We start from the raw sequence: 26,292 nt of genomic DNA on the forward strand, positions 1-26,292 counted from the left end.
AACGATAAAGAGTGAGAAACATGATTAAGTTTCCTGAACATTTTCTTTGGGGCGGTGCCATTGCTGCAAACCAAGTAGAAGGGGCGTACAACCTTGGGGGTAAAGGGTTATCGACATCAGACATGCTGCCAAACGGTATTTTGAGTCCGCATCAAACCCGTGAAGAGCGTACACCGGGTATCAAAGACGTGGCGATCGACTTCTACAATCGCTACCCAGAAGACATCGCGCTGTTCAAAGAGATGGGCTTTAACTGTCTGCGTCTCTCTTTGGCATGGAGCCGCATCTTCCCGAACGGGGACGAACTAGAACCTAACGAAGAAGGTTTGGCGTTCTACGATAAAATTTTTGACGAACTTGCCGAGCACAACATCCAACCTTTCGTGACATTATCTCACTACGAAATGCCTTACGCACTGGTCGAGAACTACGGTGGTTGGGGCGATCGTCGCGTCATCGAATTCTTCGAACGTTATGCTCGCACCGTGCTGGAACGCTACAAAGACAAAGTGAAGCTGTGGTTAACGTTCAACGAAATCAACATGTCTCTACACGCACCATTTACTGGTGTTGGTTTGCAAGAAGACGCCAGTGAACAAGAGATTTACCAAGCGATTCACCACCAACTAGTCGCCAACGCAAAAGCGGTAAAACTGTGTCAGCAAATCGTACCAAACGGCAAGATTGGTAACATGCTGCTTGGCGCAATCAACTACCCATATACCTGTAACCCTGATGACGTGCTTGCTGCAATGCATGAAAACAACAAGTGGTTGTTCTTCGGTGATGTACAAACACGTGGTCAGTACCCAGGCTACATGAAGCGTTACTTCCGTGAAAACGGCATCGAAATTCAGATGGAAGCAGGCGACTTAGAAGAAATTGCATCGGCAAGTGTCGATTTCATCTCATTCAGCTACTACGCAAGTGGCTGTGCAAGTGCAGACCCGAAACAGAAAGAAGTGGGTAACATCGTCGATAGCGTACCAAACCCATATCTTGAAAAGAGCCAATGGGGCTGGCTGATCGATCCAAAAGGTCTTCGCGTTCTGCTGAACTTCCTTCACGATCGCTACCAAAAGCCACTGTTCGTCGTAGAAAATAGCTTAGGCGCGCGTGATGAAATCGATGAAAACGGTGAGATTCAGGATGATTACCGCATCGCTTACTTGAACGACCACCTTGTGCAAGCACACGAAGCGATTCTTGATGGCGTTGAGCTGATGGGCTTCACCAGTTGGGGACCAATCGATTTGGTCGCGAACTCAACCGCTGAGATGAGCAAACGTTACGGCTTTATCTATGTCGATCGTCATGATGATGGGCAAGGAACGCTAGAACGTAAACGCAAGAAAAGCTTTTTCTGGTATCAAGACGTGATTCGTACTTCAGGCGGTTCATTGAAAAGATAAGCCTGTTGTCTAGGTATAAAGTGCAACTAGGCATTCGCCTAAACCATCAAGCCCTGCAATTGCAGGGCTTGAATTTTAAGGTGTTTATTCATTTAGAGATTAAACTGCAATCTCTCCACCGTCTTCACGGCGAATAACCACTGTCGCCGCTCGTGGGCGCACAGAAACACCAGCAGGTGTTTCTTCGGCTGCATCTTCACTGTATGGCCAGTTACCTGGGTGCTGAATATTCACAAACAATGATTTGTAATCAGGGCTGATGGTAAAGCCTGTTACTTCACAACCATTTGGTCCGACAAAGAAGCGTTTCAATTCAGCTTGATTATCCGCACCAATCACAGCTTGATCACCATTCTCATCTGTTAGCTTAGATGGCACAACAGCCAACATTTGATCATTGGTGTAAGACGTGACTTCATCTGCGCCGTTGTCCGTTTGAATCCACAAAATACCACGGCCATCAAACGCTAATCCGTCTGGGCTCGCAAACTGGTTTAACTCATTCAAGCCAGAACGGTTGGTATCTGCATCACCATTTGCTGGCGAACCAAACACAAAGATATCCCAAGTAAAGTCAGTTGCTGAAGCACCTTCATCCCAACGAATAACATGACCAAACTTATTATTTAAACGTGGATTCGCAGGATTGGTTTCATCTGTACGGCGCGTATTGTTCGTCAATGTTAAATATACTGAACCCGTGAATGGATCAACCGTACACCACTCTGGTCGATCCATTGGTGTTGCCCCAACTAAATCCGCCGCACCCGCAGTATTGATGATAATTTCAGCCAGTGAATCAAAGTGATCCGCTAATGTACCACCAGCGGTTGTTACGCTATCAAGCGTTAATGGTAACCAAGTACCTGTGCTGTCTTCATTGAAGCGCGCCACATACAGTGTGCCTTCGTCCATGTACTTGTCACCCATCGCCAAGCGGTTATCAGGGTTAGCATCTGCTGGATCCCACGCTGCCGCAGATTCAAATTTGTATAGGTATTCAAAGCGAGAATCGTGACCAGAATAAAATACCACTGGTTTGCCTTCTTCAAGCTTACCGAAAGTACAGCCCTCGTGACGGAAACGACCTAGCGCAGTACGTTTCTTCGCACGTGAGTTTTGCGTGTAAGGGTCAATCTCGACAATGTAACCGTGACCATTGGCTTCATTACGGTAATCATCCATCGCACTTGCTCCTGTTGGAGCCACATTAAAGCGAGAGAACTCATCAAGACGCTCTTCTGCATTTCCTGCTAATGTCTCCCATAGGTAACGAGTGCTTTGGTCATCGACACCAATGCGATCTTGCTCTTCTGTACGAGTCCCGGCGTTAACAAAGTAACCTGGCCAGTTCTCTTCACACGTTAAGTAAGTGCCCCACGGCGTGTAGCCGTTGCCACAGTTGTTTAACGTACCACGCGCTTGGCTGCCATCTGGTGAGAAACGAGTGACAGTTAAAGATGTGTGGGCTACCGGGCCAGACAAATCCATGACTGTCGCACCAGTATAACGACGGTTTAGTGGGTCGGTATCAACCAACTTCCACATGTTGTCTTCCAGTTGAATGCGAACCACTGATACACCGTGCGCGTTAATCTCTTTGCGCACTTCATCTACAATGGTACGTACGCCATTTTCAACCGTCGGACCGTTTGGATGCAGTGCTGATGTGTCGATGTACTCGTGGTTAATACATAGCAAGCCATCTGTAGTGCTATCGTTCAATGGGAAAAAATGCATGCCGTCATGGTGCATGCCTAGCGCATTTAACTGATCGGTACTGGTGTTGGTACCATCATTTTGCCATGCGCTGCCTTGCGCATTAAGTGGTGTTCCCCAAGGTACTAGTACTTGTGCGGTGTAGCCTTGTGGAATTGAAACTGCGTCAGTGAGTGAGCCAGGGATAGATTCAAAGTTAAGAACGGCTTTAGATGCGCCCGAACCACTGCTTACTGTACTCCCTGAGTCAGACGAGTTACAACCAGCCAATCCGAAAGCACCAAACGCTGTCATCGCACTGATACCTAAACCACCTTTCAGAATGCTGCGTCGAGATAGGCTCGCTTCTAATACTTCTTCAAATGGTTTGTTTTCACTTTGGTTATAACGCGTCGCGTCAAAGGTTTCCTTGCTCATTTTTACTTTCCCGATCTTATAGTTTAATTAATAAATAAGTGATTAGTTGAACGGCAAGAAGTTTGGATAAGAAAAATGACAAAAGTGCTTAAAACATATGAAACTTGTGTTTCAACAATACTGCAAACCAACCAACACAGCTAACGAAGCAATTAAATTCTGGTCACATAATCACCAACTGTATCGCTTCATTCTGATTTTACTTGGGCTAAAGTATGATAGAAGGTATAAGGTGTACGAAATCAAATCATCTACGAGAGATAATCATGAAATTAGACAAGATCGATAACAAGAGCCGTCGTATCCGTAAAAAGCTGTTCTTAGGTGAGTTCGCAATCCTAGGTTTCGAGATCAGCTGTGAAACAGACATTAACGACTTCGACCGTTACGATGCATTCGTTGATGACTTTATCGACTACATTGACGAGCTTGGTCTTTGCTTCGGTGGCGGTGGTCTAGAACTGTTTGAAGGCTTCCTATGTTCTACTGACCGTTACGGCAGTGCGACTGAAGAACAGAAAGCGCAAGTTATCAAATGGTTAGAAGCACGCCCAGAAGTGAAAAGCGCGCAAGCGGGCGAACTAGTTGACGCCAACTACCTGTAACTAAAGGGCAACCTGTAATACGCAGAGCTCAATAAATGGTAGAGAAAGCTGGTCTTAAGACTGGCTTTTTTATTTTTTGAAGAATGCGATAGTAAAAATAGGTGGGTTGGGAAGTTGCGCGGAGTGAATGTGATTGTGGTGTTTTTGAGCTGGCAATCAACGGGAAACTGCGTTCCACAGCCAGCTCGTGCCTTTAGGTATAATTAACTATGATTTTTTAGCTGGTGCGTCTTTCGTGTCTTTCCAGTATTGAATACGCACACGATGTAGCTGAGCTCTTCTAGTCTTTTTCATAGTAAAGTCCCTCATCTTATATAAGTAACGCTCCTCATGGAGCTTATTGTCTAAGGTCGTATCCCCTTCAATCTATAAGGGAACCAATCATTTAACCGTGACCAATTTCACAACATAATGATAATTACCGGTTTCTTGCAGCATGTTTTTACTGGCAAACGGCATATTATCTATCTGACACGGTTAACTTACTCACCAGATATGACAGAAAAATGGCAATCAAGTTCCCTACTTATACTGTCATTGAATCTTAATAAGGATTAACAAGGTGGGCATTTCAGATTTACCATACTGTTTATAAAAACCGCAAGAATTTTTATTTCTTTTCAAACAAATCTCTACTCAAGATCAATTCACTTTCATCTTTATCGTCTCCCTTTTAACGCATTGTGATCCAGTTCAATCCACAGAACTCGGAACAAAAAGCGCACATTAATACATTCACCACCAAACTTGTGCGAGATCTCTTACAAGAGTTGTAAGCAAATAGATTAATCACCTCTAAGAGCAATGCCAGAAAAAACATTAAATATATGATTTAAAAGTAATATTTAAATTCACTTAAAATAATAAGTAAAAATAATTTAGAAAAGTTAATTGAGTCAAATCAGCAAAACATCAATACTCAATTTGTCGACAGGATGTTGGCGGGAACAGGAAAAAAGCCTAAAGGATTGGGTATCTTCAGGATGAAGATTTGATAACTTAGTATGAGTTGTCAGCAAGGATGTAGTTAAGCTCTAGGATAGAGTTCGCCCGTCAGGATGATAGGCAAGAATGGACACCGCTAGGAAGGCGATGAACAAGGAACTCGGTTAAAGGACTTAGCCACAATCAAGGATAGATGCAGGGAGCACCTATTAGTAGCTGGATTGCTGCGAAAAAGAATAAGCCCCGTCTGGGAAACCAGGCGGGGTTTTATTTTGTCTGTAATGTATTGATAACGATTCATCTTTTATCGTTTAAGTCTTCTCTGTTTTCATAAAACACCGTGCTATCATTTTCTTTACGTCTCCCAACAAAGCTCTCAGAAAATCACACACTATGCTTAATCCTGTTTGGTTACATACATTTAAGACATTGATTGAAGTCGGTCATTTTACGCAAACGGCAGAAAAACTTTTTATGACTCAGCCTGGCGTCAGCCAACACATCAAAAAATTAGAGCAAAGCTGTCAGCATGCCTTGATCAAGCGCGAAAACAAAAGCTTCGAATTAACCGAGCAAGGCAGGATTGTCTACGCATATGCGCTCGAGTTAGAAGATAGAGAGAAGAAGCTGCTCGAAGAGCTCAGTTTTGATGATGCGTTTTCAGGCCACTGTAAACTGGCTTGTTCTGGTGCAATGGCGTTAATGTTGTATGGGCCCATTTTGGAGAAGCAAAAACAGCACCCGAGCTTATCGTTACATTTAGAAGCCGCGCCAAATCAATCTATTCTCAACGCCATAACGCAAGGGCACATCGATATTGGTATCGTGACTGATGTTCCCAACAAAGGTCTGTTTCACAGTGAGCGAATTGGTAAAGAGAGGTTGTGCTTGGTTCTGCCAAAGCATTATCAAAATAAGCAGATAACGCCACAACTCTTGCATGACTGTGGTGTCATTAGCCACCCTGATGCCGAGCATTACATGACGCTGTTTTTTGACCAATGTGAAGAACCACAGCTCCAAGAAATTAAGATGAGCGATTTACCATTATCCGGCTACGTAAATCAATTGAGCCAAATTTTGCTGCCTGTCAGCAAAGGACTTGGCTTCACCGTGCTGCCTCAAAGTGCGGTCGACAATTTTCCACTAAAAGACACGTTATACATTGCTCAACTGAAAAACACTGTATGTGAAGAGCTATTTCTGGTTCGTAAGCGCAGTCGTGCTCTACCTCTGCGCTATCAGACCATCAAAGAAGTGTTATTGGATGTGATCGGTGGTGCGCATCAATGATGTTAGCCACTCTTCGCTGGTAATGCGTTCCTCTTGGCAATCCACCCAATATGGTTTGCCAGATAACCAACTTTTCGACGCAACTTCTTTTATAAACACATCCACGGAATCAACGTCATCTTTGGCGTAATCCCATTTATTGCGCATGTGTTCTGCTGCTTCTTGATTAGTGTACGACTTGCCGTTGCGGATAAAAGTGCAAGAGGATTGCTCAACTCGTTTTATCAACGTCGAGATATCTTGCTCTACCCCTGCTAGTGCAAAGGTAGGCAGAATGCTTAATGTAAGTAACAACGTCCACTTTGCTTTCATCGCACCTTTATCCTTATCCCTGGCCACGTAACTACTAATAGTAACTACTGATAAGTGACTTAACTATTCTGGTGTTTGGCTGCTTAGCTCAGCAATTATTGCCACCATGCCCGAGCAGGCTGAGGCTCCGCAATCGCCAAGCGTTGACCAATCTCAGGGCTAACTAACGTTACACCGCGCTCTTCACTGATGTCTAACGCGCGTTGCATCGGTTCATTCCAATCGTGCATCGATAAATCAAACGTGCTGTTATGGATCGGCATCATCACTTTGCCCTGCACATCAATGTGTGCTTGAACGCTTTGCTCTGGGAACATGTGAATGTCTGACCAAAGTTCATTGTATGCGCCGGTTTCGATCATAGTGAAGTCAAACGGACCGTACTTTTCACCAATCTCTTTAAAGCCATTGAAGTAACCAGAGTCACCACTGAAGAACACTTTGTGTTGTTGTGCATTAATAACCCAACTGCCCCACAGTGTCGTATCGCGGTCTGTCAAACCTCGACCGGAGAAATGCTGAGTCGGAGTCAATGTATATTCAATGCCGTCGACAGAATGTGACTCCCACCAATCTAGCTCGATCACTTTCTCCTTCGGCACACCCCAATTCACCAGTAATTGGCCAACTTTTAACGGCACCAAGAAAGTGCCCACCTTGTCGCCTAGCACTTTAATAGAAGCTTTATCTAGGTGATCGTAATGGTCATGACTGATCACCACCACATCGATAGTTGGCAAATCTTCTATCGTGATGGGGGTTTGGTGAAAGCGTTTTGGCCCTGCCCATTGTACAGGAGACGCGCGATCACTGAATACAGGGTCGGTCATCACCAGTTTTCCATCGAGCTTCATTAATACGCTTGAGTGACCCAGACGATAGATGACGTCATCTTGCTCTTCTAACAGTTGCCGCGCTGTGATCGCATGCACTGGAATTTCAATCGTTGGTGTTGGGTTAAGGCGCTCAGTCGTAAAATACGCTTTCATGATTTCGAACATGTCGCCCAAACCGCTTTTGTATTCCAACTCTGTATTTGCAAATTTGTCCGGGTATGTTGGCGCTTTTTCAGTATCAACATTAGAACAAGAAATCATTGATGTACCCATCGCGAACGCTCCTACTGTGGCTAGCAAAGTTTTTTTCATAAAAAGTTAACCCGAACAAAAGTAAACTACACGGTGCAGTTTACTTTCTAATTATCAAAAGTAAACTACTTAGTGTAAAATAGATCAAGAAATGATCTTCTTAACTTAGCAAGCTTATGAATGTAAAAAGAAAAAGTCGTAGCGAAACCAAAAGAGAAGCCATCTTGTGCGCGGCAAGGCAAGCGTTCCAAGAGTTTGGGGTGCAAAACACCAGCATGGATAAGCTCTCTGCAATCGCACAAGTCTCTAAGCGCACGGTCTATAATCACTTCCCTTCTAAGGAAGCGATCGTGACGGAGTTGCTGACTGAGCTTTGGCGTTCGTCAATGATGGAAAGCGATATTAAACGCTTGGCCACTCTGCCACTTAAAGATCAATTGATTGAATTACTCTACAGCGAGATCATTGTGGTGACGGAACCAAACTATATTGAGCTGGCAAAAGTGGCATTTGGGCACTTCTTATTTAAGCCGGAAGATCTCAAAGAACAAGCAGAACAAATGTCGAAACAGGAAACCGCCCTGTACCGCTGGCTTACGGAGAAATCGAACAGTGGCGCTTTGCAAATTGATGACGTACATATAGCAAGTACTCAATTGCACAACTTACTTAAAGGCAGTGCATTCTGGCCGCAGTTAATGGGAATTCGCCCCTCTTTGTCGAATGAAGAATCTAGGCTGTTAGCTACCCAAACGGCGGAACTTTTTTTAAGTCACTATCAAAACAGCTAAAAACAGCGGTCAAATTGGCCGCTTTTTTAAGCGATAACTCGTGACAAAGCGATGAAATTTTTGCTCAATTTTATTTATCTCACCCTTGACAGTCTCATACCGCAAGGCGTGAGCGTTTGATAAAATATTTTTGTCGTGTCGACGATGCTTTTTCGTTTTCATCTCACAAAAAAACGCCCTAAGGTGCGCACCTCTGACGACGTGGTTGTTCAACCACAATTCTAAATCGTTGAAGTAAGTAGGTTATGTCATAACATGATCACCTGCCTACTGCATTCTATGCTCTATACTTATATTTTAATTTGGTACTGACTTACTAAGGAATTGCCATGCGTATTGCTATTCTCTCTCGTAATGAGAATTTATATTCAACCATGCGCCTAAAACAGGCGGGTGAAGAACGTGGGCATCAAATCGATGTGATCGACACGCTTCACTGTTATATGGACATTACGAGCAACAACCCTAAGATCCGCTACAAGGGTGAAGAATTACCGCAATACGATGCTGTTATTCCACGTATTGGGGCATCTATTACGTTTTACGGCACTGCTGTTGTACGTCAGTTTGAAATGATGGGTACATTTTGTGTCAACGAATCTGTCGCGATCAGCCGCTCTCGTGACAAGTTGCGCTCATTGCAACTGCTATCACGTAAAGGCATCGGTTTGCCACGCACTGGCTTTGCTCACCATCCTGACAACATTCAGGACGTGATCAAAAACGTTGGTGGCGCACCTCTAGTAATTAAATTGCTAGAAGGCACTCAAGGCATTGGTGTTGTACTTGCTGAAACAAATAAAGCGGCAGAAAGCGTGATTGAAGCTTTCATGGGTTTGAAAGCTAACATCATGGTGCAAGAATTTATCGAAGAAGCAAAAGGCGCGGACATCCGTTGTTTTGTTGTCGGAAATAAGGTGATTGCCGCAATGAAGCGCCAAGCAAAAGAAGGCGAGTTCCGTTCTAACCTTCACCGTGGTGGCTCTGCACAACTCGTGCGTTTGAGCAAAGAAGAGCGTGCGACCGCTGTAAATGCAGCGAAAGTGATGGGCTTGAACCTTTGTGGTGTGGATATCCTTCAATCTAAAAATGGCCCAGTGGTAATGGAAGTGAACTCTTCCCCTGGTCTAGAAGGCATCGAACTAGCAACGGGTAAAAACATTGCAGGTATGATCTTCGATTTTATCGAGAAAAACGCTAAGCCAAATTCAAACCGTACTCGCGGTAAAGGTTGATTTTTGTTTAACGCACAAGAGAGCCAAAAACCGGCTCTCTTGTTACTCGTCGCTAGGATGACACTATGAATCAGAAAATGATCATTGGGAATGCCGAAGCTATTTGCTTGCCAGAGTTAGGGATTACTCACCTTGAAGCGCGTATTGATACAGGCGCTCAAACCTCTTCATTACATGTAGACAATATTGATTGCTTTGAAAAAGATGGTCAGTCTTATGTTGCATTCGATCTACACCCAGATGTATACCATTTAGAACAAGTGGTTCGCTGCACAGCGAAACTAAAAGCAAACCGTAAGGTTAAATCTTCTAACGGTACTTTTGAGCACCGCTGCGTGATCACAACGATGCTGCGTATGGGCGACCAACAATGGCCAATCGACATTACGTTGACTAACCGTGAAAAAATGACTTACATGATGTTGTTAGGTCGTCAGGGCATGGCAGACAAAGTGCTCGTTGATCCTAGCCAATCTCACTTATTGGCATCTTAACCCCGTAGCTTCAGATGAGTGATCGAACGTTTTTGTTGAGCATCACTCGTCTGGCTTTATCTTCGCCTACTTCCTACGAAATAACGCAAACAACAATCCCTTCGCTTTAACTTTTGTCACTCGCCAGTGCGTCATTGGCTTAGTTGGCGCTGTATTCAAAATGTGCTGATACGCTTTTTCATCCAAAGTCACCTCTCCCCCATGTGCCAAAAGCAAACATTGCGGATTCATCTCAAACACACGCTTTAATGATTGCCGATATTGATTCGGATGAAATATGGGAAACGGCGCAATCAGATGCTTTTTCACCTGCACCATTAAATCCGCCACATACAACACATCTTGTTCAGAATGATAAACCGACAGATCTCGATCAGTATGCCCTAGCGTTTCTAGCACCTGCCAATCATCAAATCCAGGAATAAACTCTCCATCAATAAGTTCAATATCTGGATTTAACTTGCGGGAATACCAAAGGTTTTGCTTTGGTTTACGCATCCGATTCGCCATCCAGCGTGCTAACATTAAATCGGTCAAATGCATTAGCCAACCGTCTACACCGCTATACCACTGGCTCTCTCGCTTTGCGGCCAATAGCTTACATCCTGTTAAATCACGTAGTTTGTGCGCACCACCAGCATGGTCTGGATGCATGTGGGTCACAACAACCAACTTTAGGTCAGAAAAAGGACGATGGAGTTGATGTTCAATAAAGTCTTTAAGATGAGGAATGTCTGCTCGACTGGCACCATCAAGCAACAATAATTTATCGGGATATTCGGCGAGATACATGGTCTGAATGTACCCCTGAATTCTGTGCAGCTGCAAAATATGTCCTTATTTTAGTGAGATGCTTCATGACCGAACCCTTACTGGTCAGACCAACTATAACAGCAGAATGGACGCTTCGGTAAACAAATATTCACACGTAGCGACGACAACAAATCATAATCGAGATGATAGATTTTAATCATTAGACTCAAAGGCACTTTTATCCGTTAATGCGCGCACACGGAGTTCGTGTCAGGGTATGAGGTAAATGCCTCATGATTTGCTTTTTTGTACTTTTCCTTCTAATTAATTAAGGAGTTAAGTACATTTTTGTGAGAATCGAGTTGGAAAAAGCAACTAAATTAGACCGCATCCGCGCGGACTACAACGTTCACTACTGGAGCCAAGGTTTCTACGGCATTGATGACCAAGGCGAAGTATATGTATCACCACGTAGTGATCGTGCACATCAAATCCCTTTCAGCGCTATTGTAAATGAGCTAGAAGCGAAGCAGTTAAATCTGCCTGTATTAGTACGCTTCCCGCAAATCGTGCACCAACGTGTGCATGGTATTTGCCACGCATTCAACCAAGCAATTGAAGAATACCAATATCCAAACAAATACTTGTTGGTGTACCCAATTAAAGTAAACCAACAACGTGAAGTGGTGGATGAAATTCTAGCGAGCCAAGCTCAACTAGAAACCAAGCAGCTTGGTCTTGAAGCGGGTAGCAAGCCAGAATTGTTGGCGGTACTTGCATTGGCTCAACAAGGTAGCTCCGTGATCGTGTGTAATGGCTACAAAGACCGTGAGTATGTGCGTCTTGCACTGATCGGTGAAAAGCTGGGTCACAAGGTATTCATCGTACTAGAGAAGCTTTCTGAGCTGGATCTGGTACTAGAAGAAGCGAAAAGTTTGGGCGTAAAACCGCGCCTTGGTTTACGCATTCGCCTCGCCTCTCAAGGCGCAGGGAAATGGCAAGCAAGTGGCGGTGAAAAATCGAAGTTTGGTTTATCAGCATCGCAAGTGCTTAGCGTTATTGAACGTCTTAAACGCGAAGGCAACCTAGACGCGATGCAACTGGTTCACTTCCACCTTGGTTCACAGATGGCAAACATCCGTGATGTACGCAATGGTGTGAACGAGTCTGCACGTTTCTACTGCGAACTACGCGCACTCGGTGCAAACATCGAGTACTTCGATGTGGGCGGCGGCTTGGCAGTGGATTATGACGGCACACGCAGCCAATCATCGAATTCGATGAACTACGGCCTTGCAGAATACGCACGTAATATTGTGAACACAGTGGGCGATGTGTGTCTGCAATACGAACAACCAATGCCAGTGATCATTTCGGAATCGGGTCGCTCGCTAACAGCGCACCACGCTGTATTGATTTCTAACGTAATTGGTACCGAGTCGTACCTACCGGAAGAAGTACATGAGCTTGATGAGGACGCTCCGCTTTTGCTACAAAACATGTGGCGAAACTGGGAAAACTTGCAAGATGGTACAGACGCTCGTGCGTTAATTGAGATTTACAATGATACCCAAAGTGATTTGGCAGAAGTGCACTCTCAATTTGCTACAGGTGTGCTTAACTTGGAACAACGTGCGTGGGCAGAACAATTGTCACTGCGCATTTACTTCGAATTAAGCCGAAAGATGAGCACTAAGAATCGCTTCCACCGTCCGATTCTGGACGAGTTGAGCGAACGTCTTGCGGATAAGTTCTTCGTGAACTTCTCTCTCTTCCAATCTCTACCAGATGCTTGGGGTATTGATCAGGTGTTCCCTGTTCTGCCACTTTCTGGTCTTGGCGAGGCGGAAGAACGTCGTGCAGTGATGTTGGACATCACATGTGACTCTGATGGCGCGATCGATCACTACGTTGATGGTCAAGGCATCGAGAGCACGCTACCTGTACCAGCTTGGAGCAAAGACAAACCGTACTTAATGGGCTTTTTCCTAGTAGGCGCATACCAAGAAATCCTTGGTGACATGCACAACCTATTTGGTGATACCCACAGTGCTGTAGTCAATGTTGATGAACATGGTCAATTTGAGATCAGTTACATCAACGAAGGTGATAGTGTAGAAGACATGATGCGCTACGTTCATATCGACGTGGATGCGATTCGTGACAATTATAAACAATTGGTTTCACAGCGAGTTGAAGCCAATGAACAAGCACAAATCCTAGCAGAACTAGAACAAGGTCTAGCAGGATACACCTATTTAGAGGACTTCTGATATGAATGATTTGTTTACTAAAACTGATTATTCGCTTTACTCCAACTCTATGTCGTTTTTACGTCTGCCGTACATTCGTAACCCGGTATCGGCAGACGCAGACGTTGTGGTGTTGGGAGTCCCTCTGGACATGGCAACATCTGGTCGTCCAGGTGCGCGTATGGGTCCAGATGCAATTCGCCGTGCCTCAGTCAACTTGGCATGGGAAGGTAAGAAGTTCCCTTGGAGCTTCAACGTATTGGATAAACTGAAAGTGATCGACGCAGGTGATCTCGTGTTCGATTGCGGTGATGCGGAAGATTTTACTTACCGCCTTGAAGCGGCAACCAGTGAAATTCTAAAAAGTGGTAAAACCATGTTGGGATTGGGCGGTGACCACTTCATTACGCTACCTATCCTGCGTGCCTATGCGAAGCATCATGGCCAAATGGCGTTGATTCACTTTGATGCTCATACGGACACCTATGCAAATGGCAGTTCATACGACCACGGTACGATGTTCTACCATGCGCCGAAAGAAGGTTTGATCTCAGCAAAGAACTCAATACAAATCGGCATTCGTACGGAGTACAAACAGCAAGATCACGGCTTCAATGTGATTAATGCGATGCAAGCGAATGACATGTCGGTGAACGAGATCCTAGAAGAAATTCGTCGCACCGTCGCAGACAAGCCAGTATATGTCACTTTTGACATCGACTGCTTAGACCCGGCCTTCGCACCGGGAACTGGTACACCAGTTTGTGGTGGCTTGAACTCAGACAAAACGCTGAAAATTATTCGTGGTTTAGCCGGCATGAATATCGTGGGTATGGATGTTGTCGAAGTATCGCCTCCATACGACCACAGTGATGTTACCGCACTAGCGGGAGCAACCATCGCACTAGAAATGCTTTACGCATACGCATCTGAGCGCGAATAGACATAATCATTTCTAAGGGAGCTTCGGCTCCCTTTTCTTTCTGATGCCTTCCTCTACCTTTTATTCACTCGTTTCATCTTGAACTCAGATCAACCGAGCAGACGCTTTATTTTTGCACTTTAACCATTAAAACCAGTTACCTATAAGGCTCATTCTATTCACGAAAAGTAAAAGATTTAACTTAATTAGACAAAGAAATGCATCTCTTTTTGAAAACAAAATCGGATTAGTTTTTCTAATTGAAATCATAGATTTTTATCTTGCTCAACTTCACACTTTTCGATTGCTAATTATACAAGCAAGCACTATTATCTCGCGCAAATACCCCCCGCAACACAAGAATTCAGTTAGCACTCTGTAAAAGAGTGCTAAGGGTTTTTACGTCTTAAATTTTTTGGAGAGATACGCAAATGTCTGCTTCGTTTCCATTAGCGAAACTTACCTTTTTAATCGCTATATTGACTGCCGTGGGTCAAATGACCCAGACAATGTACGTGCCTTCAATCGGTCATATGGCGGGCGAGTTTTTGGTATCTGCGTCATCACTTCAAGCTGTGATGGCTTGTTACCTAATCCCATATGGCTTGTCGCAATTTGCGTATGGCACACTATCGGACCGCTTGGGACGCAAACCGATCATCATCGTCGGGCTGCTTATCTACATCGCGGGTACACTGGTGGCATTATTTGCACATCAATTTGAATGGTTCTTGATCGGTAGCTTTATCCAAGGCTTAGGTATTGGCTGCGGCGGTGCGATGTCACGCACTCTGACTCGCGATTGCTTTGAAGGCTCTGATCTACACAGAGCAAACAGCTTAATTAGCATGTGTGTGATTTTCTCACCATTAATGGCACCAGTATTAGGCGGTTACCTAACAGAAGCTTTCGGATGGCGGTCAAGCTACTTGTTCTTAGCGCTATTTGCTATCGCGGTTGTGATCACCATGATGACAAGCATGATGGAGACACTACCAAAAGAGAAACGCAAATTCGAACCAGTAGCCAAAAGCTACACACACGTTTTGTCTGACCGTCGCTTTCAAGGCTTTTTGATTTGCCTGGTTGCAACATTCGCTGGTGTGGGTGTATTCGAAGCGGCGGCTGGGGTGTTGTTAGGTGGGGTATTAGAATTACCGGCAACAACGGTAAGTTTGCTGTTTATATTGCCGATCCCAGGTTACTTGGTGGGTGCAGGCTTATCTAGCTACATCGCAAGACGTCGCTCTGAGCGTCGTGCTTTAAATGTAGGCTTGGTCTCTATTTTTGTGGGCTCTGCTATTGTGCTCATCCCAGGCTTGTTTGGTTTAACCACTGCATTAACGCTGGTTGGAGGCGCAACCGTGTACTTTTTGGGTGCAGGTATTCTCTTCCCAGCAGCAACAACTGGAGCGATTGCGCCATTCCCATACCATGCAGGAACAGCAGGCGCGACATTGGGTGGCATGCAAAACTTGGGGGCAGGTGTCGCAACTTTGCTCGCGTCACTATTTCCAGCGCATAACCAGATGCCTTTGGGCATTTTGATGATGGCAATGTCGGTAATTGCAATGCTTGGGTTAATGTGGGTGAATCGAGCACACAATCACTCAAACGAAGTACCGCAAGTTATCTGATCATTATCAGCTTACTTTCAAAGTCCAAAAGGGACACACTCAACAAGTGTGTCCCTTTTTTCATATCACACTATATCGATTTCCCGATGAGAATGATTTAACTTTCGAATTGATATTTGTTAAAAATAACAGCTGCTTACACAATGTGTTTTCAGCTCCCTTCAAATTGAGTATCCAACTCGAAATATTGAGGATTCTCACTTTTTCGGTATACCCCATAACAAAGAATGGACAACTGAAAACCACTAACAAAATGAAAGCCCAGCCCTCAGGATGAGGCCACTTGGGTGTACAATAAGGATAAAATCAGATGCGTTTCACTTTAACTACGTTGGCCGTCTCGGTCGCGCTTGTCGCCGGATGCAGCAATCAAGGAATCCCCAGCATGACTCAATACTCCCAAACACAGATCGTTGCTCAACAAACTCAAGCTCCGGTTGCGAAAAAAGTCCCTCACTCGATGACTATTCATGGCGATACCCGCGTTGATAACTACTACTGGATGCGTGACGACGAACGTAAAGACCCTGAAATTTTACAGCACCTAGAGAAAGAAAATCAGTACGCAGAAACCGTTCTAAAGCACACTGAAACACTTCAAGATACGCTATTTGAAGAAATTAAAGGGCGCATCGCAAAAGACGACAACTCAGTACCGGTTCGTAAAGGCAACTATTTCTACTCCAGTGAAGTGACCGGAGATAACGAGTACGAAGTCCATTTGCGAGCTAAAGACTTTGCAGGCAAAGACAAACAAATCATTTTAGATGTCAATGAACTAGCAAAAGAACATGAATTTTTCAGTATCGGCGGCCTATACGTTAGTCCGAATGAAAACTTATTGGCGTATGGCGAAGACACATTAAGCCGCCGCGTGTACACCCTTAAGATCAAAGACCTGACAACAGGCAATTACCTACAAGATGAAATCGAAGGGGCCTCAAGCGCTGTCGCATGGCAGAACGATAACAACGCCTTTTACTACATCAAAAAAGATCCACAGACCTTATTGGGCTACCAAGTTTATCGTCATGTATTGGGCACACCACAAAGCAGCGATGAGCTGATTTTTGAGGAAACCGACAGCGCCTATTACACCTCACTAAGCAAAAGCAAAGATGGCGAAGATATTTATATCTGGCATTCGAGTACAGAAACCAGTGGGGTCTCTATCATTGATGCGAACAACCCTAAAGCAAAGGCGAAACCGTTCTATCCTCGTGAAGATGGCATTGAATACAGTATTTCTAAGCTAGGCGATTGGTACTACATTTATACTAACTATCAAGCCGTCAACTTCCGTTTGATGAAAGTTCATCAAAATGACATGCATGACCGCTCTAAATGGCAAGATGTGATTGCCGCAGACGACAACAATCAACTTGTCGACTTCGAGTTATTCGATGATCACATCGTCTATGAGCAGCGCTCTAACGGCCTAGCAAGCGTCACTGTACGTCAGCTTTCAACAGGAAAAGAATTCCCCCTCACATTTAATGACGATGCGTTTGCTGCCTATTTGACAGGTAACCTAGAGCTGGATAACGAGAAAGTTCGTATTTATTACAGCAGTTTAACCACTCCAGGAACCTACTACGATTTCGATCTAAAAACGGGCGGGTCAGAAATCATGAAGCAAACACCTGTACTTGGTGATTTTAATCCTGACAATTACCAATCAGAACGCATCATGGTCACAGCCCGTGACGGTAAAGAAGTACCCGTTTCTTTGGTGTATCGTAAAGACTTATTTAAGAAAGATGGTACGAATCCACTCTACCAATATGGTTATGGATCTTATGGCGCAACCATTGAGCCAACTTTCCGCTCGACACGTTTGAGTCTATTGGATCGCGGCTTTGTTTACGCCATTGCTCATATTCGTGGATCTGAAATGCTTGGCCGCCCTTGGTATGAAGACGGTAAAAAACTAACCAAGCAAAATACATTCAACGACTTTATTGATGTGACTAAAGGTTTGGTTGAACAAGGCTATGGCGCGAAAGATAAAGTCTTCGCTGTTGGTGGCTCTGCAGGAGGCCTCTTAATGGGGGCTATCATCAACCAAGCACCAGAACTGTATCGCGGTATCGGCGCTCATGTTCCGTTTGTGGACGTGGTAACCACTATGCTCGATGAATCAATTCCATTGACCACCAACGAGTATGATGAATGGGGTAACCCAAATAACAAAACATACTATGACTATATGTTGAGTTACTCGCCTTACGACAACATCAAGGCGCAAAACTACCCGAACATGTTGGTAACGACTGGCTTGCACGACTCTCAAGTACAGTACTTTGAACCAATGAAGTGGGTCGCCAAACTTCGTGAAATGAAGACAGACGATAACGTCTTGTTGTTCAAAACCGATATGGAAGCCGGACACGGCGGCGCATCTGGTCGATTTAAGCGCTTAAAAGAAGATGCGCTAGAGTATGCCTTCTTCCTCGATTTACTCGATAAAAAATAAGCGTATTAATAGAACTGTATCTCTAACAACAAAAAATGCCCGCAAGTTGCGGGCATTTTTATAGACGCACTCTCTAAACAAAGAGTGGGGTTACCTAAGCACAGAATGACTAGCGTCTCTTATAGCCAAAGGATAGCAGAAAGAAAAACGCCTACTCACAACGAGTAGGCGTTAACACAATAAATGTGTTTAGGCAGTAGAAACTGGCCTATTTATTAGAAGTAGTAACGAGCACCTAGAGTCCAGTAGTCGTTCTCTTCATTGTTGTAGTCGTTACCTAGATCAAACTGGTAAGCTGCAAACGTTACGAAAGCAGGAGTTACAGCGTACTCTGCTTGTAGCGCAGTTTCGCTTGAAACTGTCTTATTGTCTTCTTCGTCTTCTACGCCTTCGTAGTTAACGCTGAATGTCCAATCGTTTACGCCGTATGCCAAAAGAGCTTCAAGTTGAGAAGTGTCTTTACGCATTTGGTAGAAGTACTCGTTCATACCGTATACTACTGCTGCGTATAGACCTGAACCGTACTGACCGTAGTTTACAGAGAATAGGTGTGATTCAGCATTCTTAGTACCTAGAGTCGCGTTTTTAACATCACCGCCGCTGTATACGTAGCCTAGACCAAAGCCAGCTACAGAACCGCTCAATGCAACTTGACCACGTTGCTCGTATGTTGTTGCATCTGAAGTTTGCTCACCTTGCCAACCTAGACCTAGGTTGAAAGCAAAACCTTCACCAAATTCAAAACCTTTACGGTAGCTAAGCATTTTATCAGCACGAGCTGAGCCTAGGTTGCCGTGGTTGTCGTACAAAAAGTCGTTCGCAAACGCGATTGGTAGATCCGCAACGCCAGCGACATCGTAGTAAGGTGACCATTGAGTACCTGCTACTAAACGGCCAAACTGCTCATGAGTAGCACCGATGTAACCTAGACGAGTTTTGAATGACTGTTCACCACCATTTAGGTAGTTAAGCGCCCATTCACCTTTAGCGTCGATAGTAATACCGTTGCCAATGTCTTTCTTACCCGCAACGTTAATACGTGGAGACACTTGGTGAACTTTTACATCTTCTTCGAAATACTCACCCACGCCAACTGAAACGTGACCGCCGATCGATAAAGATGTACCATCGCTGTTGTAAACTTCTGCTGCGAAGGCCTGTGAACCACATGCTAGTGCCGCCACTGCAACGGCTAGAGTTTTCATTTTCATTGTTAACATCCGTATAGTTGTTTGTACCGGTTCGCTTAGAAACAGATTAAATCCGAATCAATCGCAACGAACACATAACAAAGTAGTAACGAAATAGAAATGAAACAAACACTTTCTTATGCAACCAGTGGTATTAATGCTCACATTTTGAACTGAGTCACAAAAAAATAGGGAACTTTTCATTCCCCATCATAAAATCTGTGGCTTTTTACGTGTCACATCTCCCAACGTGCGAGTGGCTTCTCAGTTTTGATACCCTTACTGCCCCAGCGGTCAATAACATCAATTTGCAGTATGCGGCTCGGTTTAATAAGCGATGTCAAGGTTTTCGACGGTCGTTTATCCGTCACTAACCATAGCGTTTTATCTTGTTCAAACTGAGCTTTTAAAGATAATTTGTCTTCTTCTGTCCACTCGAGTTCCGGCTTAAATTCGCGCCCAACCACAAACAATTGGTTGCCAGAGGCAAAGTCCTCTAATGACTCACTCATCAGTACCACTGAATCGATGCCTTTATCGAAGATCTCTGCCTGTTGTTGGTTGATCAGTTCACGCACATTGAGCATAAGAGCCTGTTGATTCGTTTGAATCGCCTTTTGGTGTTCAGGATATACACGTTGTAGATCCTCTCCAACAATGCCCGCCATTCGGATTAAGTTTGTAGGGTTCAGCCATGCGTACTTCGATGTTGACCCGTTTTCCAATGTCAGTACTGCAACTCCTTGAGCTCTAGGAGAAATGGCCTGCGATGCAGCGATTTCAATCAAGTGAATGTTGCCCTGTCGAGCGTAAACATAAGTCGGGTCTTGTTTCCAAATCGCACCAAGAGTAACAGCAACCGTCGCGGCTTGACCCGCTTGCTTAACTTGCTCTGTACCTTTATTTGCGAACCAGTTCTCAAGACGCTCAACGCCGTAACGCTTTGGAGGCAGATACTGAGTCTCTATCCCTGTACCTTTCATGAGTTGCTCAGACAACATGTACGTGACGGGAGTGCTGGTTAAAATGTCTTTGGCGCTTGCCAACGATGGAAGTGTCGTCGCTATAACCAAACCAAAAGTTATCGCTAATTTTTTTATCTTCATGTTCATTACTTTATAAAAAGGGTTACGCTTTTTGGATAATTCGGTAAACCGTTGCTGTTAGGAAAAATGCCGCAGAAACAATGATGATGGATGCGCCTGATGGCACTGGTAGCTCAAGCTCCATCGGCAGTATGGTTCCTACTAAACACGCAATGGTTGCCAATAAAGAAGAAAGGAGAACAAAACTGCCCATGCGTTTAGTCAATAACCGAGCCGTTGCACCAGGAATCAGTAGCAATGCACCAACCAATACCGCGCCAATAATCTTTACCGCGGCGATGGTGACCAAGGTGATCATCATGACAAATAAGTAATCATAAAAGCTGGTATTAAAGCCGCGTACACGTGCAATATCCGGGCTAATACAAGTCAGCAAAATGCGGTTAAACGTTGGAATAAGAAGCAGTAATATGATCAAACAACTGATCGCTAAAATAAGGATATCGTTGTCCGTCACAGTCAAGATCGAGCCAAACAACACGTTCTCCAACATGTGAATGTTGATCTTGCGAGCAACGTACATTAACAGCGCAGCACCAACCGCTAACGCTAGTGCAAGAAAAACCCCAACCAGTGTGTCGTAAGGTACATTCGTACGATTACGAACAAAGTGAAGCAACAGCGCAAAAATCATACAAAAGCTAAACAATCCGATGATCGGATTCTCTGGCGGCTCACCGAGCAACACACCAATCGCGATTCCGGTAAGCGCAGCATGCCCAACCGCTTCAGAGAAAAAAGCCAGTCGCTTGGCGATGACTAATGTACCAAGACCACCAAGTAATGGCCCTAATATCAGCGCTGCCACAATTGCGTTCACCATGAAAGCATAAGAAAAGCTATCGCTTAACCATCCAGCTTCAACGCCGCTAACCGCTAACTCTCGCAACCAATCCATTATGCAGCCTCCACTTTTGCTGTGTAGTGCTTAAATAATGTTTCTATACGATCAGGGCTTAGCACATCTGAATGGTGACCTGACGCCACAATTTGACGATTTACGACATGGACCTGCGCATCTAAACGGCGCACTGCGGTCACGTCATGATGTACTGCCAGCACCGTTTTGCCTTCTCCAACGACTTCATGAATCAAACCTTCAAGATATCGAACACCTTGCTCATCCATGCCAGTTGTAGGTTCGTCTAAAACCAATAAATTGGGCTCATCCAGTAAAGCTTGCGCAAACAAAACACGCTGTTGCTCACCGCCAGAGAGTTGCCCCATACGACGGTCGCTACGCGTTGCCATACCCACGCGATCCAGCTGGGCCAGGGCATGTTGAGTTTGTTTCGTTTTACGTCGCCAAAATAGAGGGATACGAGTTTGGTTAAGCAGTACAAAATCCATCACGGTTAACGGGAGGCTTGCTTCAAACATCGCTTTTTGTGGCACATACCCTATCTTCCCCGATGCAGCTGATGGTTCTGGCCAATTGAGCGCTATGTTTCCCGAAAATGGCGTGAGTCCAAGTACCGAACGAAGCAAAGAGGTTTTACCACCGCCGTTCGGTCCCATAATCACGTGACATTTCGCGTTCTCGAATTCGGCGCTGATGTTCTGCAAAATGATATTGTCGGCGTATTTTAGGCCCACGTTACTTAAGGAAACGGAAGGTCCAGTCATTACGCCTTTTCCCCTGCTCGCTTACTCGCCACAAATTTCATGGCTTCGATTAGTGTTTCCACATTATCTCGCATCTCAACCTCGACTTTATCAGCCTCATACTCACCGTGAGTCATGTGAGAAAAGCGATAAAGCTGCACCCCAGTCGCCTCTTCGATGGTATCAACAAAGCGATTCGGCATATTGAGCTCATAAAACAGCACATCAATGCCCGATTCACGAATTTTCTCTATCGTTTCCTGTAGCTGACTTGCACTTGGTTCAACACCATGAGCAGGCTCAATGACAGCGGCAACGTCAACACCAAACTCCTGAAGGATATATCCGTAAGCATTGTGGGTTGTTGCCACCTTCATACCAGCCGTGTCCAACTCACCAAGAGACAACATTGCATCACGCTTCATCAGGCGAAATGTTTTCGCGTATTTACGAGCATTTTGGCGATAGAACGTAGCATTGTCTGGGTCCAATTGGCTTAGCTCACTCGCGATGGTGTAAACCTTTTGAATGGTTGTTGATAAACCGACAAAGGTGTGAGGGTTCACTGCTCCTTGACCAACAGACTGCCCCATAGCGGGCAATAAAGGCACTTCTTTGTTCGCTTCGATAACCACGAGATCATCACGCTGAGAAGCCTTGATCACTTTCAGTGCAAAATCGTCATGACCAATACCATTGATCACTATTACGTCCATTTCATTTAAGCGCTTAAGATCATTAGGTTGTGGCAAATAGTTGTGAGGATTAAAACCAGCATCAACCAAAGGAACGATGTCCGCCTTCTCACCAACAACGGCTTTAACATAGCTGTAATAAGGTTGAAGCGTAATACCAATACTGAGTTTATCGGCAGCAAAGCCAGTAGAAGACACCGTCAATAACGCGGTGGCTGTAAGAATACGACGTAAAAGAGAGCGTTTGATCATAGTACTTATCAATTATGTTGTCTTAATGGGCGTGAGAGTGAGAGGAAGAGTCTGACAGAATGATTTGTTTCCAACCGAAATCGTGGCGTTTTGCTAGCTCGCTCAATCCCTCCACATTTAACGAACGGCTAGAATCATTAAACCAAATATCAGCTTGAGAACTGCGGCTATCCAACAGCATGGAAGCAGAGCCTTGGGCACTGGTCTTCACGCCAATGTAGACACCGTCATCAATTCGTTGCCACTGATGAGAGCCTTTACGCTTCCAGTTTTGGTCTTTCACGAATGGAGCAATCCAAAGCGCCTCCATATCAGAGATCTCAGGCCAAGTTCCGGTATCTAACTGCAAATCACGAATCTCTTCATGAGCGAGCTTAAGTTCAGCGATCAACCCCAACTCATTTTGATGTAAATCCGTGATTAACACTTGATGAGACTGCATGTCTGGCTTTTCAGTCGCGACCTGATGGTAGGGCATAAGTATGGCTGCTGAACTGAGAATCGCTGCGATTGTCAGTGCGACCCACTTTCCTTCTCGGTTACCATCATCAGGGCGAACTTTCTGAACGCTCATTTCTCTTTCAGCTCAACGATATCCACTTCCACCGGGCTTTCATGTCCGGCATCAAATACCAAATAGAAATCTGTTTCAGGGTGAGTAAATTCTGCGATGGAACGCTTATCTGTTTTTTCTTTGGCGATCAGATTGTCGTCGTAATCGTACATTTCGACATCGTAGTCGACCGCTGTCGATCCATCCGAGTAGCCCGCTTCACAAATCACTTTATCTTGCGCCAAGTGACAGCTCATCAGAGGAAAATGTGCAGCAGCGTGAAAGGACGCAAATCCAGAAAAAAGCAAAACCGCTTTTAGAAGAGAAGTGTTATTCATGATAATTCCAAAATGGCCCAGCAATTGCTGAGCCTAATTCGATTAGTTAAGTTGAGTTTCAAACGTAAGGTGAACATTGGCACTCGCTTTATCCGCCAATGGATTATCTTTCAATTCACCTTTGTAGTTCGCTTTCATTAAGTAGCGCCCGGCGACTTCTGGCGTGAAGATCACTTTGCCATCTTTATCGCTCACCACATCGATTTGTTCTTGATGGTTTCGGTACATAGTACCTTCACGTGTAATCTCAGCAGTAACGCCCTCTTGTGGCTCTCCGTTAAAGAAAAACTGGAAAGTCACAGGCTCACCTTCAATGATGTCCGATGGATGCGTGATCGGTTTCATCTCCAGCATTTTCCCTTCAATCTCCAACGCTTTGTCCGTTGGCATACCAACCGTAATGTAGCTTTCTGCTCGGGTGTAACTTAGTTGAGTAACCACATCACGCGCTTGCTCGGGAAGCACATCACCACGCTCAGCTTTGCTTGCTCGCGCCCATTTCACCGTATCACGACGGCCCGCTTTGTATTGTGTGTAGTAGCTCGGCTGATTATTAATCGCAACTTTGTGCGTGCCTTCTTCTGTAAAAAAGAAATCAAACATAGAGCGACGCTTGCCACGAACAACAAAGTTAGGACGCTCAGAGCGGCCATCCGGCATCACCACAAATGCCTGATCACTACCCGCAGGCTTATCAAAAACAAACGTTCCGTGAGAGGCAGTAACATCAAATGTCAGCCAGTCACCGCCTTCTTTAGAAACCGTAAAGTGAGAGGGCAGAACCCAACGTGGATGTGCTTGCGCGGTGGTGGTTACAGCCAATCCCATTGCCATTACACTCGCCAATGCCACTGCTTTCATTTTGGTTTTCATTGTTGTGTCCTTTAATCACTTAACTTGATAATTGACGGTGATGACACCCGTCTCTTGTGTTGGTTTAAGCTCATAGCGTACGTCACTGTCCGCTAGCGTTATTTTTTGACGTAAGTAGTTTCGCCCACCGTGTTCACGAACGACTTCGACGTACAACGTGTAATTTCCTTGTTCCAAACGCTCCCCTGAGTCATTGGTTCCATCCCAGACAAAGCGGTATTGACCAGCAGGACGTGTTGCAGAAGTCACCGCATCAACAAGTTCACGATCATAACGACCCGTTTTTCTCCACCAGCTGCGTAGATCTTTTAACCATTCGTCTTTCCCTACCCATAACTGAATGGTTTTAACCGGTTTACGCTGATCGTTTTCAACCCAAACCGCCACATAAGGGCGTGCATACATTGAGGTATCTATCTTTGGAAGTTCGAGTTCGAAGTCGACCTTCGCGTTATCTGGTAGAGGCGCCGCGGAAAGAGAGAAAGGAGTAAAAGCCGCGATCAAAGCGGCTTTACAAAAGTGATTACGGCGGAAAAATCTTCCTGTGTTCAACATAAGTGTTCTCTAAAAAGCTGTTATGGAACAGCAACAAAATAAATTACGAGCGACAGTAACGTACCAAAGCTCATCCATTGCATTGACGTTCTGAGCGTCTTCTTCTTAGGCAGTAACAAGCACACGCCTGTAAGAACAAAAAACACCATCAAAAGCGCAGTGACGTCGATAAACCACTTCCAAATCCCACCACTGTTGCGTCCTTTATGTAGATCGTTCAGCAGCGCAACAATACCGTAGTGCGTCGTTTCGACGTCTGCTGCACCAGTAGTCATATCAATAAAGACCGTAGCGTTATAACCCGGGCCTTTAAAATCCATAGAAAGCTCTCCGAGTAACAACTCACCTTGCTCAACTTCGGTATACACATCTAGTGCGGAGGGAGTGCCGCGAAGCTCGGTTTCTTTAGTCAAGAAAGCTACCAGTTCTTCACGATTAGGTTGAAAGGTATCTGAATGTGAGAATAGAACTGAGTGCGGAACCGTCAGAGTATGTTGTTGAATGATAGGTTCACTGCGTTCAAACAATTCGGGGCGATTGAGGGTAATACCAGTTACTGCAAAAAACAGCGTAACTAAGAGAAGAGCCATCGAAATATAGATATGTAGGCGGCGAGCCCAAGTTTGAACACCTTTGCTTTTAAGCAACATAGAAACAATCATCACCAATAAATGTGGGGCATAATTTAGGTGATAATCATTCGTATTGGCATTTAATTTACATTGTTTACTTTTTCAATTCAGCTTGGCTTGCACATGTTTTAGCTATTTGGCC

Annotated in this window: 24 protein-coding genes; 10 read left to right on the forward strand and 14 right to left on the reverse strand. The window is 44.8% G+C overall.

Features of this window, described 5'->3' with window-relative positions; translation table 11 throughout:
- The first annotated feature begins 20 nt into the window (after positions 1-20).
- Positions 21-1,412 (forward strand): glycoside hydrolase family 1 protein, encoded by a 1,392-nt coding sequence (locus R8O11_RS05980; RefSeq protein ID WP_017635524.1) that lies wholly within the window; start codon positions 21-23, stop codon positions 1,410-1,412.
- A gap of 99 nt (positions 1,413-1,511) precedes the next feature.
- On the opposite strand, the gene R8O11_RS05985 is transcribed toward R8O11_RS05980, so the two are convergent.
- Positions 1,512-3,548, reverse strand: coding sequence for a PhoX family protein (locus R8O11_RS05985; protein ID WP_017635525.1), 2,037 nt, complete (start codon positions 3,546-3,548; stop codon positions 1,512-1,514).
- A 266-nt stretch (positions 3,549-3,814) separates the two neighbouring features.
- On the opposite strand from R8O11_RS05985, the gene R8O11_RS05990 reads away from it, so the two are divergent.
- Together R8O11_RS05990 and R8O11_RS05995 are read left to right on the forward strand one after the other, a co-directional pair.
- Positions 3,815-4,153, forward strand: coding sequence for a YggL family protein (locus tag R8O11_RS05990; protein ID WP_005374208.1), 339 nt, complete (start codon positions 3,815-3,817; stop codon positions 4,151-4,153).
- 1,338 nt (positions 4,154-5,491) lie between these two features.
- Entirely contained in the window at positions 5,492-6,391 is a 900-nt protein-coding gene (locus R8O11_RS05995; RefSeq protein WP_017635526.1) for a LysR family transcriptional regulator, read from the forward strand.
- On the opposite strand, the gene R8O11_RS06000 is transcribed toward R8O11_RS05995, so the two are convergent.
- Together R8O11_RS06000 and R8O11_RS06005 are read right to left on the reverse strand one after the other, a co-directional pair.
- Positions 6,359-6,703, reverse strand: a complete 345-nt coding sequence (locus R8O11_RS06000) for a DUF5329 family protein (RefSeq protein WP_017819716.1) — start codon at positions 6,701-6,703, stop codon at positions 6,359-6,361. The genes R8O11_RS05995 and R8O11_RS06000 overlap by 33 nt on opposite strands.
- A 95-nt stretch (positions 6,704-6,798) precedes the next feature.
- On the reverse strand, positions 6,799-7,812 hold the full coding sequence (locus tag R8O11_RS06005; RefSeq protein WP_206954821.1) for an MBL fold metallo-hydrolase: 1,014 nt from the start codon (positions 7,810-7,812) through the stop codon (positions 6,799-6,801).
- A gap of 155 nt (positions 7,813-7,967) precedes the next feature.
- On the opposite strand from R8O11_RS06005, the gene R8O11_RS06010 reads away from it, so the two are divergent.
- The 3 genes from R8O11_RS06010 to R8O11_RS06020 all read left to right on the forward strand — a co-directional run bounded on the left by R8O11_RS06010 (position 7,968) and on the right by R8O11_RS06020 (position 10,311).
- Entirely contained in the window at positions 7,968-8,582 is a 615-nt protein-coding gene (locus R8O11_RS06010; protein ID WP_025768062.1) for a TetR/AcrR family transcriptional regulator, read from the forward strand.
- A gap of 329 nt (positions 8,583-8,911) precedes the next feature.
- Complete coding sequence (gene rimK / locus R8O11_RS06015; protein WP_005374224.1) at positions 8,912-9,817, forward strand: 30S ribosomal protein S6--L-glutamate ligase; 906 nt, start codon at positions 8,912-8,914, stop codon at positions 9,815-9,817.
- A 65-nt stretch (positions 9,818-9,882) separates the two neighbouring features.
- On the forward strand, positions 9,883-10,311 hold the full coding sequence (locus R8O11_RS06020; RefSeq protein ID WP_005384193.1) for an ATP-dependent zinc protease: 429 nt from the start codon (positions 9,883-9,885) through the stop codon (positions 10,309-10,311).
- Between the two features lie 66 nt (positions 10,312-10,377).
- On the opposite strand, the gene R8O11_RS06025 is transcribed toward R8O11_RS06020, so the two are convergent.
- Positions 10,378-11,103, reverse strand: coding sequence for an MBL fold metallo-hydrolase (locus R8O11_RS06025; protein WP_005384195.1), 726 nt, complete (start codon positions 11,101-11,103; stop codon positions 10,378-10,380).
- Between the two features lie 323 nt (positions 11,104-11,426).
- Here R8O11_RS06025 and speA point away from each other — a divergent pair, with 323 nt between their 5' ends.
- The 4 genes from speA (at position 11,427) to R8O11_RS06045 (ending at position 18,351) form a co-directional block, all read left to right on the forward strand.
- On the forward strand, positions 11,427-13,337 hold the full coding sequence (gene speA, locus R8O11_RS06030; RefSeq protein WP_031778854.1) for an arginine decarboxylase: 1,911 nt from the start codon (positions 11,427-11,429) through the stop codon (positions 13,335-13,337).
- 1 nt (position 13,338) lies between these two features.
- Positions 13,339-14,259 (forward strand): agmatinase, encoded by a 921-nt coding sequence (gene speB, locus R8O11_RS06035; protein WP_318193994.1) that lies wholly within the window; start codon positions 13,339-13,341, stop codon positions 14,257-14,259.
- Between the two features lie 410 nt (positions 14,260-14,669).
- Positions 14,670-15,875, forward strand: coding sequence for a multidrug efflux MFS transporter EmrD (emrD, locus tag R8O11_RS06040; protein WP_318193995.1), 1,206 nt, complete (start codon positions 14,670-14,672; stop codon positions 15,873-15,875).
- Positions 15,876-16,185: 310 nt separating this feature from the next.
- Complete coding sequence (locus R8O11_RS06045; RefSeq protein ID WP_081008300.1) at positions 16,186-18,351, forward strand: S9 family peptidase; 2,166 nt, start codon at positions 16,186-16,188, stop codon at positions 18,349-18,351.
- A gap of 215 nt (positions 18,352-18,566) precedes the next feature.
- On the opposite strand, the gene R8O11_RS06050 is transcribed toward R8O11_RS06045, so the two are convergent.
- From R8O11_RS06050 to R8O11_RS06095, 10 genes are all read right to left on the reverse strand, one after another.
- The gene (locus R8O11_RS06050) at positions 18,567-19,562 is read right to left on the reverse strand and encodes a porin (RefSeq protein WP_017635534.1); all 996 of its coding nucleotides are present in this window, start codon (positions 19,560-19,562) and stop codon (positions 18,567-18,569) included.
- A gap of 215 nt (positions 19,563-19,777) precedes the next feature.
- Positions 19,778-20,647: a metal ABC transporter solute-binding protein, Zn/Mn family gene (locus R8O11_RS06055; RefSeq protein WP_318193996.1), complete on the reverse strand. Its 870-nt coding sequence runs from the start codon at positions 20,645-20,647 to the stop codon at positions 19,778-19,780.
- A 22-nt stretch (positions 20,648-20,669) separates the two neighbouring features.
- Positions 20,670-21,545, reverse strand: a complete 876-nt coding sequence (locus tag R8O11_RS06060; RefSeq protein WP_005393560.1) for a metal ABC transporter permease — start codon at positions 21,543-21,545, stop codon at positions 20,670-20,672.
- Positions 21,545-22,273, reverse strand: coding sequence for a metal ABC transporter ATP-binding protein (locus R8O11_RS06065; protein WP_017635536.1), 729 nt, complete (start codon positions 22,271-22,273; stop codon positions 21,545-21,547). Before R8O11_RS06065 ends, R8O11_RS06060 begins: the two co-directional genes overlap by 1 nt.
- Entirely contained in the window at positions 22,273-23,199 is a 927-nt protein-coding gene (locus R8O11_RS06070; RefSeq protein ID WP_005374249.1) for a metal ABC transporter solute-binding protein, Zn/Mn family, read from the reverse strand. Before R8O11_RS06070 ends, R8O11_RS06065 begins: the two co-directional genes overlap by 1 nt.
- 22 nt (positions 23,200-23,221) lie before the next feature.
- Positions 23,222-23,773 (reverse strand): DUF6162 family protein, encoded by a 552-nt coding sequence (locus tag R8O11_RS06075; RefSeq protein WP_054576195.1) that lies wholly within the window; start codon positions 23,771-23,773, stop codon positions 23,222-23,224.
- Entirely contained in the window at positions 23,770-24,090 is a 321-nt protein-coding gene (locus R8O11_RS06080; RefSeq protein WP_005374251.1) for a hypothetical protein, read from the reverse strand. The genes R8O11_RS06075 and R8O11_RS06080 overlap by 4 nt, the downstream gene beginning before the upstream one ends.
- 42 nt (positions 24,091-24,132) lie before the next feature.
- Complete coding sequence (locus R8O11_RS06085; RefSeq protein ID WP_025768070.1) at positions 24,133-24,963, reverse strand: DUF4198 domain-containing protein; 831 nt, start codon at positions 24,961-24,963, stop codon at positions 24,133-24,135.
- 15 nt (positions 24,964-24,978) lie between these two features.
- Positions 24,979-25,518, reverse strand: coding sequence for a DUF2271 domain-containing protein (locus tag R8O11_RS06090; protein WP_025768071.1), 540 nt, complete (start codon positions 25,516-25,518; stop codon positions 24,979-24,981).
- 20 nt (positions 25,519-25,538) lie between these two features.
- The gene (locus R8O11_RS06095) at positions 25,539-26,168 is read right to left on the reverse strand and encodes a PepSY-associated TM helix domain-containing protein (protein ID WP_021035904.1); all 630 of its coding nucleotides are present in this window, start codon (positions 26,166-26,168) and stop codon (positions 25,539-25,541) included.
- Positions 26,169-26,292: the final 124 nt, after the last annotated feature.

The organism is Vibrio sp. 1288, assembly GCF_033344475.1.